The sequence below is a fragment of the Listeria grandensis genome, assembly GCF_014322885.1.
GTDB classification, from domain to species: Bacteria; Bacillota; Bacilli; order Lactobacillales; family Listeriaceae; genus Listeria_A; species Listeria_A grandensis.
In genome coordinates, this window is record NZ_JAASUG010000005.1 from 16,465 (window position 1) to 28,282 (window position 11,818).

General features: G+C 40.9%; 10 protein-coding genes and 1 riboswitch. Of the genes, 1 reads left to right on the forward strand and 9 read right to left on the reverse strand.

Annotated elements, in window-relative coordinates; translation table 11 throughout:
• Window positions 1–12 precede the first annotated feature (12 nt).
• The 6 genes from queF to HCJ54_RS08165 form a co-directional block, all read right to left on the reverse strand.
• Window positions 13–504, reverse strand: coding sequence for a preQ(1) synthase (gene queF, locus HCJ54_RS08140; RefSeq protein WP_036067817.1), 492 nt, complete (start codon window positions 502–504; stop codon window positions 13–15).
• Window positions 505–514: 10 nt separating this feature from the next.
• A riboswitch (PreQ1 riboswitch) is annotated at window positions 515–558 on the reverse strand.
• A gap of 309 nt (window positions 559–867) precedes the next feature.
• Window positions 868–1,230: a fluoride efflux transporter CrcB gene (gene crcB / locus HCJ54_RS08145; RefSeq protein ID WP_187137292.1), complete on the reverse strand. Its 363-nt coding sequence runs from the start codon at window positions 1,228–1,230 to the stop codon at window positions 868–870.
• On the reverse strand, window positions 1,230–1,643 hold the full coding sequence (gene crcB, locus HCJ54_RS08150; RefSeq protein WP_187137293.1) for a fluoride efflux transporter CrcB: 414 nt from the start codon (window positions 1,641–1,643) through the stop codon (window positions 1,230–1,232). The genes crcB (HCJ54_RS08145) and crcB (HCJ54_RS08150) overlap by 1 nt, the downstream gene beginning before the upstream one ends.
• A gap of 33 nt (window positions 1,644–1,676) precedes the next feature.
• Window positions 1,677–2,465 carry a ChbG/HpnK family deacetylase gene (locus HCJ54_RS08155; RefSeq protein ID WP_187137294.1) on the reverse strand — a complete coding sequence of 263 codons (789 nt, stop codon included), beginning with the start codon at window positions 2,463–2,465 and terminating at the stop codon, window positions 1,677–1,679.
• A 313-nt stretch (window positions 2,466–2,778) separates the two neighbouring features.
• Window positions 2,779–3,303 carry an HdeD family acid-resistance protein gene (locus HCJ54_RS08160; protein ID WP_185411648.1) on the reverse strand — a complete coding sequence of 175 codons (525 nt, stop codon included), beginning with the start codon at window positions 3,301–3,303 and terminating at the stop codon, window positions 2,779–2,781.
• Window positions 3,304–3,455: 152 nt separating this feature from the next.
• Entirely contained in the window at window positions 3,456–4,529 is a 1,074-nt protein-coding gene (locus HCJ54_RS08165) for a chitinase (RefSeq protein ID WP_185411647.1), read from the reverse strand.
• A gap of 674 nt (window positions 4,530–5,203) precedes the next feature.
• Between HCJ54_RS08165 and HCJ54_RS08170 the strand changes: the two genes are divergently transcribed.
• A complete protein-coding gene (locus tag HCJ54_RS08170) occupies window positions 5,204–9,730 on the forward strand; it encodes a fibronectin type III domain-containing protein (protein ID WP_187137295.1) in 4,527 nt (1,508 codons plus the stop codon).
• A 107-nt stretch (window positions 9,731–9,837) separates the two neighbouring features.
• Here HCJ54_RS08170 and HCJ54_RS08175 read toward each other — a convergent pair whose 3' ends face one another.
• From HCJ54_RS08175 to HCJ54_RS15695, 3 genes are all read right to left on the reverse strand, one after another.
• Window positions 9,838–11,274, reverse strand: coding sequence for a glycoside hydrolase family 1 protein (locus HCJ54_RS08175; RefSeq protein WP_185527308.1), 1,437 nt, complete (start codon window positions 11,272–11,274; stop codon window positions 9,838–9,840).
• Between the two features lie 136 nt (window positions 11,275–11,410).
• A complete protein-coding gene (locus HCJ54_RS08180; protein ID WP_342354451.1) occupies window positions 11,411–11,689 on the reverse strand; it encodes a GNAT family N-acetyltransferase in 279 nt (92 codons plus the stop codon).
• Between the two features lie 10 nt (window positions 11,690–11,699).
• Window positions 11,700–11,816, reverse strand: a complete 117-nt coding sequence (locus HCJ54_RS15695) for a (4Fe-4S)-binding protein (protein ID WP_185411643.1) — start codon at window positions 11,814–11,816, stop codon at window positions 11,700–11,702.
• Between the last annotated feature and the right edge of the window lie 2 nt (window positions 11,817–11,818).

Below are 11,818 nucleotides of genomic sequence, written 5' to 3' on the forward strand. Positions count from 1 at the left end.
TTTCATTTCCTCCTACCGATTATCCACTTTTTCAGGGTACATATCATGATTCATTAGGCGATGCATCGCAACTTCGTCCCAACGCGTGTCAGGTTTGCCATAATTCGCATACGGATCAATCGAAATCCCACCACGCGGCGTGAATTTCCCCCATACTTCAATGTATTTTGGCTCCATCAGCTTGATCAAATCCTTCATAATGATATTGATACAATCCTCATGAAAATCACCATGGTTTCGGAAACTAAACAAATAAAGCTTCAGCGACTTACTTTCAACCATTTTTTCGCCGGGCACATAAGAAATATAAATCGTCGCAAAGTCAGGCTGTCCAGTCATTGGACAAAGACTCGTAAACTCAGGGCAATTAAATTTCACAAAGTAATCGTTATCTGGATGCTTATTCGGAAATGCTTCCAACACTTCCGGCGCGTAGTCCATAGAATACTCCGTCCCCTGATTTCCTAAATGTGTGACACCAGCCAGTTCCTCTTGTTTTCTCATATTTACTTTTCACTCCTTAGTTTTTTTACGTGGGAGATCTCGAACCACGGAAACTTTTTAGATAGATGCCTACACGTGATAAATCGGCGACAAGCGCTCGCAATGAGCAAGTTAGATGGACTTCCAGTTCTCATGTACGCTCCGCTTCCGGCTTCCATCTAACTTGCTCATTTCAAACGCTTTCGCTCAATTTGTGTGAAGCAAAATTTTTCGTCCTACCCCAAAGTTCAAAAGAGGTAGCGCGTCTTATCCTACGTCACATCGTGTTTAGCAACTCGTCTTAGCTTCTTTTAGAAATTAACACAGTTTTTGGAAATAGTCAAAGAAGTGTGCGCTAGATGACGAATAGCGCACACTTCTTTGTTATAATATCGAACCTAAAAACATTCCCGCAACGACCAGAGCCAAGCCCGCCGAATACGTCACCACTTGATACAAAATCACTTTTTTCCACTTTTGCTCGGCGTGTAACTGCACACTTTCCAATTTAAACGTTGAAAAAGTCGTGAATGCCCCTAAAAATCCCGTCGTCACTAGCAAATTCCAATCAAACGATAGCTGCAACTGCACGACAAATCCTAGTATGAAAGCTCCCGCCAAATTAATAATCAATGTCGCAATCGGAAAATCCCATTTCACACGCCTTTTTACCCAAGTCGACAGCCAGTACCGAGCATTTGCCCCAAAGAAAGCACCAATCGCGATAGAAACCACATTAAGCCACATCACAAATCGCCCTCCTTGGTCGCTTCCCTTTTGCGCACGAACCGCCGTTCACCAAGCGTAAAACCTAGCCAAGCCAACAAGTTACCGCCTAAAAAACTAATCCCCAAATATGTAACCGCCAACATCGCTTCTCCCGACTCAAACAGCCCTACAGTTTCCAAACTAAACGTCGAAAAAGTCGTGTACGCGCCCAAAAATCCCGTCCCAATCGCAATCACCAAATCCGTATTCAGAATCGTCAACCGAAATAAATACGTCGTGAAAAATCCGAGCACCAAGCACCCACTTAAATTCACAATCAGCGTCCCAAGCGGAAAATCAGCTCCCCAGAAAACACCAACGCCCATTCCAACAAAATAACGGCAGAGCGCTCCACCCATACCCGCAACGCCAATCATCAAAAACCGTTTCATCCGCTGAGCTCACCTCACTTATATCCGATCCCATTATACCATTTTCAAATCACCAAAACTAATCCGCGCAAAGCCATTCGCCTCAAACCAAGCCTTCACCCTCGGATCACAAAGCGTCGCGAGCTCCCGACATCTCGGCGTTGTCATCGACGAATTATCTAGCACAAACTGATCCAAGAAACCCGCATCAAAGTGCATCTCAATCACTTTTTCCGAATCCTGCTTCAACAAACCAAAATCATCCTGCAAAAAATTCTCCACATGCGTCCCTGCCTCAATAAACGACAAACCATTTACCTCAAGCAACAATCCCGTTTCCATATACCCCGGCAACGAAGGCCAAACCTTATCCCCACTATATTTTAGTGTCGTATGAATCCCATATTCCAACGCAATATCATAAAACGCCCGATCTACAACCTCATCACCAACCGCATGACAATCAATATGCTCCGGAAAATGACCCAGTAACTCCCGAAATCGCTCCATCTGCGCAATGGTTTCACGGCGAACTTCCTCATAAACAAAATGCCCTTTTCCACTCCTATAATACGCCGAACGATAAAAATCCCCATTTTTATCAACCATCGAAGGAATTTCAGCAGGATCAGAACATGGTTTCCCAAGCAAAAAATTCGTATGCTGCCCGATAAACAGATCTGGACACGCTACCGATGCCAATTTTACTGCATGTTCCGCAGCCTCCATATTCGGCATCAACAACGTCGAACTCACAACCCCATTCAAATATGCCTCCATCACGCCATAATTGATCCCTTTTGACATCCCGAAATCATCTGCATTTATAATTATTTTTTGCATTATCGCTCGATCCTTTCTTCCTTTGTTACTGAAGCGATGACAATTGCGCTCCAATTTGGTATGTTCATCGTATCACTTGTCCTCATCACAGCGCTAAATAAAGACAAAAAATAACCATCTAACTCACTTTCCCGAGGAGATAGATGGCTGTTCCAAAAAATATTAGGCCATCGTCATTTCAACGGCTCTACTTAAGGAAGTCGTGCACCAACATGGCTTCCTTTTCTATTCCATTTTAGCACACACCAAAAAGATATTCAATCCACAAAAAAACCTCCCCATGACCACGTCACAAAGAGGTTCCTTGCACTTCTTAATGCATTTGTTTTCTGATTCCGTTAAACAGTAACAAACACGCAATTCCTTGGAAAATAAAGAACGCGCCTAGAATTATGGCTACCGTCACAGCAACAATCGCTGAACTAAATAGCGAGATAATCGCAATCACAGCACCAATAATACCGATGATCATGATAAAAATCCAGCCTTTGGAGCCCTTCACCGAGAATGCCATAATGATATTCAGAATTGCCGAAGCAAGTACCCAAATAACGAAGATAAGCACGATGAATTTCTCACCGATATTGTTGTTGATCAAGATTATTAACCCCGCCAAAAATGACAATGCCCCATCCAAAAGAATCCAGTTTGATATTTTCAAAACCTTTCGTCCCTTGAAATAAGAAATAATCTCGTTTAGACCGTTCAGTAATAGTACGATTCCAATTACGAATGTGAAAGTTGCAAGCGACGTACTTGGATTAAATACAAACCAAAGCCCCAATCCGATCATTACAAGTCCCATTACTAAAATAAAATACAAATAAAATTTACGCATGATTCCATTCCTCCCCTGAAGCGTATTGCAAAACCTTTGCTTTACTACTATACCCCAAGAATCATCGTAAAATCTACTTTTAAGCCAAACATTTTTTTCTGGAAACAAGAAAAAGCCAAGTAATCAAAAGACTACTCGGCCAATTTTAATTATTATTTTGTGCCTAAGAATGGACCGTAAGTGTTGGCGAACGCATTGTTATACGAAACGCCTGCACTGCTTTTACCAGCATCCCAGTTTGCCGACCAAGTCATGATCCCTTTAAGCGGAGTTCCCGCCGTTTTCAACATATTGAAGGCATCGAAAACATTTTGTGGATTAACCACATATCCTGTTGCCGCCGCGTCATTATTAGAAGGTAAACCAATAACTAATTTGTCAGCAGGAATTTGCAAATACGAGCGTGTACCGTGAATTAGCGAATCCGCCATGTAATATAGGAATTCTTTTTTCAACGTATCATTGTTTTGCGCGATCCACTGGTTCGTTTCATCCACCCAGACACCGTCGCCACCTTGGTTATAAAATTGAGGCGCGATATAGTCATAGTAACCTGTTAACGACGTAATATAGCTTTGATACGCAGCACCTGGTTTCAAATATGGGAACTCTGGCGCCATCGTAATTAGGAATGTTTTACCTTCTGCTGCATAGTGATTTTTTACAATTTTAAGCGCTGCAGGAATTACTGTTTGGTTATTCCCAGCCGTAATTGCTGTTTGCTCCAAATCAATGTCTAAACCGTCAAAACCGTAAGTCTCTACTTGGCGAATAATTTCATTGGCGAACGCTTGCTCATCGCCGGTTTGCAGTTGCACATGTCCATCCGCACCACCGAGCGCAAGCAACACGCTACGACCTTGTTTATTTAAAGCTCCCACTTGTGCGCGGAACTCGCTATCCGTTAACCCAACTGGCTTGAACGTCGGAATCCGATTCACGCCATCGCCCTTCATGAAGGAGACCGGAATCACATTATACGCTGCATTCACATCTTTTAACGCAATATCAGCCGAAGTACCTTGTTTATAACCATCTCTGCCCGTGGATTTCCAACTATGCCAATAACCGACTAGAACCTGTTTTCCTTGAATGCTAGGCATTGGTGTGGCATCATCGACCGCCGCATGAGCTTGCGTTCCCCCCGTTAAAGAAACCCCAACTGCTACCGCCGCTGTCAAAACTCCGCCTGCTACCCATTTTTTCGTGTTCTTCCAATCTATCATTAGTAAATCCCCCTCATTGTTTACGCTTTCATCAAGCGTTTTACTTTTTGTCAATAGCTCTGACAGTAAGCAAGTACCCGTGCCTTTTAGAAGCAAAACCTCGGAAATAATTGGTTCAAACTGTAAGGGGTCTATACCAATTTGAGAGATATCTTTGAATTGTCATCGCTTTCACGGTTATCCACTTTGTTTAAAAATTAACAAAAATAAAATTGGGCTATTTTTAGAAAATTGGTTTCGCGGAAATATGTAGAAAAAGAAACACATCCATCTTCTTCCAACGCAAATATTCCGATAACTAAAGAGTTAAATATTTTACAATATTCAATAAATATATGATAAATGATATTTATGGATTGCATCATTTACTAATACTAACGTATAATACTAATGAGATTCTAGTAACACCAAAGCAGGACATCACCAATATTCACATACTTACGAAAGCCTAGAAATTTTATGAAAGGTCAGGAAAATTTGGTCTAAGTGAGATAAAACAAGCTCATTTTTGAAAAAGAGGATTGCAACTAATTATTTTGAATTCTCTGGAACATTAAAAATATAGCTTGAAAAAATGAAGAATTGGGGTGTTAAATGAATATAATCCATAGTAATTTTTTTGGCACAAACAATTACGGTTGAGGTGAAGAAATCGCGTTAACGGGAGGACTAAAATGAGAAAAATAATACTTTTTTTAAAAAAATATAGCTTGATTCAATTAGCAATTGTAATCTTAGTAGTAATGTCATCCCCATTAGTCCATGGGGCCACGAATGACGGAAAACAAGAACTAGAAATTAAACCCACATTTCCGTTATCAGGAAAATGGTTTAATAGTTTTATAAATAGCAAGGAGACCATGTTTGCATTACTTGAAAACAAAGATCTAGGCTCTGCAAATAATCCGAAATCAGCTTTGGAATGGAGTAATCAAAAATTCCCGAAAATAGATAGAATTTTTAGTAATGAAGAAGATATTCAAATGATTCAAGACATTAATAATGAATTACGAAAAAAATACCTAAATAGAAGTGAATTGTACGAAAATCCTGAGCAGCTAGCTAGCTTAGACACTAGCTTTATTACAGCAACAACGGAAGACATTGTACTTTATGCTAATTTTACCGCTACAGATTTCGGAATAAATGATCAACAGTTTGTAGAAGATACGGATGCTGTTTTCCAGACCATGTTGCGGTACAGCCGATTTGGAATCGATCATGGTTATTTTTTAGGAAGCCTATCTCCACGTCCCCTTGATCCAGCTAAGAACGAGGTGATCCAAATAAAACTAGAGGTACCCGCAGGAACTAAAGTAACTCGAATAGGCTCCTTAAGTGATTCCCAATTTATACTACAACGGGAAAAAACATTGCTATACACAGAGAAAAACGTTTTTAAAACTCCCGGTCTTAGTCCACATATAGAGATTTCAGCTGAATTAATTCCGAGAAGTCAGCTAGATACGCAAACAGCATATCAAAACCAAGTTATAAGAGAAATGTTAAACGCTAATTTTGGCATCGAATCAGAGCTTATTAAATTAGAACCGCTTAGCTTAAATGCTGGTTTAGTTCTTGCACAAGGATCAACTGTAGCAAATAAAGCTATTGGTAGTCTCTATCGTGGCGAAATCTTATCCGAGGACCTTTTTGATCGCTGGGATGTAACTTTTACCAACGGAGGAGTCATTTCCACAGAAACATTTACAAAATGGGCAGCAGATATGACTTTAGAGGAACGTAAAGCACTATTTAATCAAGAATTTGATCCAGAAGCTAGCGGCTCTACCCAAAGTTGGAACGACCAAGACCGAGCAAGTAAAACTACTATAAACTTTGCGCAATTAACCTATAGTCAATACCTAACGGAAGACCGATTACTAGAAGATTTCGCCGCTACTATTTTGCATGAATTTTTCCATTATTCAATTCATAGCACAGACTCTTTTGATGATCGTCCAATTTTTCAACAGGACATTGAGCCACAAGAAGCATTTGTACACGCTGTCGAGGAGCTAAAAGCTAAAGAATCAGATAGCTTGATATCTTTGCTCAGGGATAATTACGCAGAGACAGATTGGGAAGAATTTATCTGTGAGGCATTTATGGCAAAGTTTCATCCCTATGGAGCCATTGCTAATCGTTTTCCAAATGAAGTCATTCGTACCAATCGCTTACTAGACAATCTTTTTGACTTTTCCCCTCCAACAACACCAAAAAACGTGCGTGAACTGGAGGTAGATGGAGATTCTGTGAAATTTACATTCGATCACTCCTCGGATAATATTAGCGTTCAAAAATATAATATTTATCAAGGTCCAGAAGAGCGACTTGTTGATTCCTATGAAACGGAGAAGGACAATTGGGATCTGACTTCGCCTGAACCAGGAAGGGATCAAGAAAATATTGAAGTGTATATTGAAGACTTGGAACAGTTTACTGATTATGAATTTAGGGTGAGCGCTGTAGATGAAGCACAAAATGAATCAGCCAAAAGTGAGCCTTTAAAAATCAAAACGAAAGATACACAACCTCCTGAATTAGTAGGGGATTTTAGAGGAAGCTCTCTTGGAAGTACTTTTGTTCGTATGAACTGGACACGCCCAACAGATAATGTAGGCGTTACAGAAGCTAAAATCCGCAGAATTGAGTCTTCTTCCAAATTAACAAAAGACAATAAAGGTATTGGTACTGCATCAGAGCAGGTATTTACAGTTTCAGGAAACATAAACTACTTCACAGATTTTACAATAGAAAAAGGAAAAACATACACGTACTCTATGACTGCTTTGGACGAAGCCGGCAATGAATCAGCAAGAAGTAACGATATTGTCATCAGAACAAGCGAAGTTGACGACAAGGATCGAAATGAAGACAAAACAGAAAACACCTCATCTTCTAGTACAACGCTTAATTGGAGTAATGCATTTGGAGGCATTTCAGCATCAGGATTTCAAATTTTCAACTGGTCTGAGAGTTCAAGTGGATGGCAATTTGGTGGGATTATACCCGTTAGTGGATCTAATTCTTCAGAGGAGGTTCCTTTAACGCCTGGTATATCACACATATTCGTTGTTATTCCGGTGGACGAAGAAGGTAATCCACTGGATGATGGATTAGATATTAGCGTAGTGGCCCCTCCTAATCCAGTTGAAGGAATAAAGGTAGTAGATACGAAGCGGACACGTGTTTCTCTGGAATGGGAGAGCAAGAATTCTTCTGAGAAACTAACAGGGAGCCTATACCATGACATTTATCGAGATGGTCGTTTAATCACAACAGTCGATGGGACAACGACTTCCTATACAGATGTACAGTTAACACCCAGAACCTCTTATCAGTACCATGTAGTAGCCAGAGTAGGCGCAAACAACCAATCAGAGGCTAGTCCAATTGTATCAGCAGAAACTTTAGACCCGTATCATGGCCAGATTATCCGCCTAGAATCTCAGGCATTTCCTAAGGAAGTTCTTTCATATTCCAATCAATCAGGAGCTAACGTTATGTTGAAACCTTTTGTCAATGATAGTGAACAATTTATAAAAATAATGTATGATGACTCGAAAAAAGCATATCAATTAGTCAATGCAACGACGAATGAGGTTTGGAGTGTTATGTCAGATAATCCGACACGCGTTGTTACATTACGTAATGATAAACAAGATACACAATATTGGATATTAAAAGATACTGCGGACGATACGATATTGATAGAGAACTACGGAAGTCTAGGTAAGGTTTTGGAAGTAGATAACGAACTATCTGAAAATGGACGAAATATTGCGTTACATGATCCAGATGAACAGAATGCCGCACAACAATTTCAAGTGTTAATAGATACAGAACCGCCAACCCCACCCGGTAATCTGAGTCATTCAGATGTGACGGATAGCAGTGTACGACTAACATGGGAGGGCTCTACAGATAATGTTGGCGTATCCAAATATGAAATCTACAGTCCACTTGGGCTGGTTGGAAGTGTTGATGGCAAAACGCCCACTTATGTAGCAGATGACCTGCTCTCCGCTACGCTACATTCATTTACGGTGAAGGCTGTTGACGCATCCGGAAATGTTTCTCTACCGAGTGAAGAATTAGCCATCACAACTAAACCAAAAGCACCCAAGAACCTTCAGGCAGATAACATCACCAAAAATAGTGCCGTTCTTACTTGGGATGCAGAAGAAAGGCCCGAAGTTGTGACAAGATACGAAATTTATCAAGACGGTAAGTTAATTGAAACTGTGAGTGGGGATAGTTTGACTTATACAGCCAAAAATCTTAACCCAGCAACAACTTACCATTTCACCGTGAAAACGATGGCTGGTTCGGAAAATAGATCCTTACCAAGTAATGTGGTAGAAATAGAAACAAATCCAGACCCAGTGATTGCTATTAATTTGTCAGAATTAAGAGATGGGGATCAAGGACAAGGATATACATTCGCCAATGATCTCTTGACTTTTACTACGAATGCCAATGATATTGAGTATAGGATCACTAGCAACAATGAAACAAATAGAAGTGTCCTAGTTTCTCCAGATACCACAACAGCGATTACCTTGAGCGGGGTCTCTATTCGAAGTGCTCAACCAATAACTGTGAAGCAGGGTGCACATGTAACATTTATCCTTCAAGACGATAAGCAAAATAAATTGGTCGCTACGAACGGTATCGGAATTTCTGCTAAAAATGGTGCAAAAATGACCATTGATGGCGAAAAAGATGGAAATAACTTGGGTAAACTCACTGTAGAGGGTTCACCGAGTAATCCTGCAATCGGCGGAGCATCTTCTACTATTTCTATAAGCGATAAAGCTGATATAGTCGCTATAACAAATAATTCTCCTGCTATTTTGAGCAGTAGCAATGAAAATTTAGGTACTGGTTATTTAGTTAGTTTCGAAATTATAGCGGAAGAAAAGCGGCCAGATCCCGACAGAGTTATTCATGTCTTTCACGAGATATGGACAGACCCTTCTTGGTACCCCAAAAGAAAACCTGTTCGAGATATTCCAGCTCCTCAATTAGAGAATAAAATTATAAATATTGCTTACACCACAGGAAGTGATAACCGTTATGTTAGTATGAACGTAACAGGTGCTCGTACAGGCGATATTTATAACCTGGACAACCGAAAATATAACTTTTTCCCAGCAAAAATATTTTCTTCAACAAGAGCTGAAAACGCTCATTAAGACCTCTCACCTGGTAGCACATCAGCTTAAGCTTTTTCTATTTTTATAAAAAAGAGTCGTTTTCCACCTTAGCAAAAAGCTAACATGGAAAAACGACTTTTTTTCTTTTACAACTCTTTCCCGTTCGTCTCAATCACTTTCTTATACCAATAAAAACTATCTTTCGGAATTCGTGTCATCGGAGCATCATCAGAAATATCGCGATCGACATACACAAAACCATAACGTTTTTGATAGCCGTTTAACCAGCTCAGAAGGTCTGTGAACGACCATGTGCAATAGCCAAGCATATCAACACCATCATCGATTGCCGCTTGAATAGCACTCACGTGTGAGCTCAAATAATCAATCCGATACGCATCATGAACTTCCCCGTCCTCTAATTTATCAAAAGCACCCAAACCATTTTCCGTAATCAAAATCGGTAATTGGTAACGGCTGTTAATCCGACGAAGCGCGATGTGAAGCCCATCAGGATCAATCGTCCAATCCCAATCGGTTGTTTTCACATACGGATTCTTCACTTTCTTATACAGACCAGGAATCCCAGTCTCCTCCGCCGTTCCTTTTTTACCAGTCGTGTTGAACGTGTTGCTTTGACCAACGCCATCCAGTGGATTATGTGCCGCTGTCGCTGATTGGTAATAGTTCAAGCCCATGAAATCTGGTTTCGCAGACGCGAGCAATTCCATATCGCCAGGCTCTATCGTCGGTGCTAAATCGTTCTCTTCCAAGTAACGCCAAACCGCCTTCGGATACACGCCCCACGCATACATATCCATCCAGAAATAGCCGTTCAAATCTTCCGCATTCTCCGCAGCAAGGACATTTTTCGGATCCGTATCGACCGGATAAAATGGCGTGTACGCGAAACTCGGACCAATTTTTCCATCCTTCACGATCTCATGGAACGCGTTGATAACACTCGCATTCGCCAAGTTCGCAATATGATTCACCTGATACATCCGCTTATCGTCCGTCACTTTCGGCGGATGAAGCGCCATCGAATAACCAAGCGAAACAAAGATATTCTGCTCATTCAAGGAAACCCAATACTTCACACGATCTCCGTAACGCTTAAATAATGCCACCGAGTAATTCGTGAAATCCTCCACCACTTGGCGCGATTCCCAGCCACCGTACTCGTCCATCAACGCTTGCGGAATATCCCAATGGTACAGCGTCACAAGCGGCTCAATATCATACTTCAACAACTCATCAATCAAGTCATCATAAAACTTCAAACCAGCCTCGTTCACCGCACCCTTACCAGTCGGGAAAATACGGCTCCAAGCAATTGAAAAACGATACGCCTTCAAGCCAGCATCCGCCATCAACTTCACGTCTTCCTTATAGCGATGATAATGATCCACCGCCACATCACCATTCGTACCTTCATATGTCGTACCAGGAATTTTCACAAAATTATCCCAGACAGAAGGGCCTTTGCCATCCGCGTCCCAAGCACCTTCAATTTGATACGCCGCTGAGGCAGAACCCCATAAAAAATCTTTCGGAAAAGCTGTATGCTGTTTATGCTCCATTATTAAAACCTCCATTTAGGTAAAATGTCTACGCCTTCATTTTAAAGTATATTCTTTTAAATTGGTAGTCGGAAGATCAATATTTCCCGGGAAATATTGAAAAACCCGCGCAGATTTGCAAACGGGTCTCACTTCTTTATGCTTTAATATCATTATATTTTTCAGGCTTACGTTTAAACTCCGCTTTCGCAAACGGACAAGTCGGGTTAATTTTTTTACCTTCTGCACGCATGGTATCTGCAACTTTCTCAACTAGCTGCGAAGCAATTCCTTGCCCGCGAAGGCTCTCATCAACAAATGTATGATCCAAAATAACAAGTGTATCCCCACTCGGAACCCAAGTTACCTCCGCAATCAATTTACCATTCTCATCTTCCTTGAAAAAACGATTTTCACCTTGAACAAATTCCATCATCAATAACCTCCTATTTCGCACTATATTTAAGAGCTCCACTTGGACAGCGATGAATGACTTCTTTGGCTTTTTCAGGTGTTGCATTGTCCGGAACGCAACTTGTATCAAGTACAGCTAGTTCAGCCACGT

Coding starts and splice junctions, on each gene's coding strand:
- queF (WP_036067817.1), bottom strand. CDS start 504: ATGAGAAAACAAGAGGAACTGGCTGGTGTCACACATTTAGGAAATCAG.
- crcB (WP_187137292.1), bottom strand. CDS start 1,230: ATGTGGCTTAATGTGGTTTCTATCGCGATTGGTGCTTTCTTTGGGGCA.
- crcB (WP_187137293.1), bottom strand. CDS start 1,643: ATGAAACGGTTTTTGATGATTGGCGTTGCGGGTATGGGTGGAGCGCTC.
- HCJ54_RS08155 (WP_187137294.1), bottom strand. CDS start 2,465: ATGCAAAAAATAATTATAAATGCAGATGATTTCGGGATGTCAAAAGGG.
- HCJ54_RS08160 (WP_185411648.1), bottom strand. CDS start 3,303: ATGCGTAAATTTTATTTGTATTTTATTTTAGTAATGGGACTTGTAATG.
- HCJ54_RS08165 (WP_185411647.1), bottom strand. CDS start 4,529: ATGATAGATTGGAAGAACACGAAAAAATGGGTAGCAGGCGGAGTTTTG.
- HCJ54_RS08170 (WP_187137295.1), top strand. CDS start 5,204: ATGAGAAAAATAATACTTTTTTTAAAAAAATATAGCTTGATTCAATTA.
- HCJ54_RS08175 (WP_185527308.1), bottom strand. CDS start 11,274: ATGGAGCATAAACAGCATACAGCTTTTCCGAAAGATTTTTTATGGGGT.
- HCJ54_RS08180 (WP_342354451.1), bottom strand. CDS start 11,689: ATGATGGAATTTGTTCAAGGTGAAAATCGTTTTTTCAAGGAAGATGAG.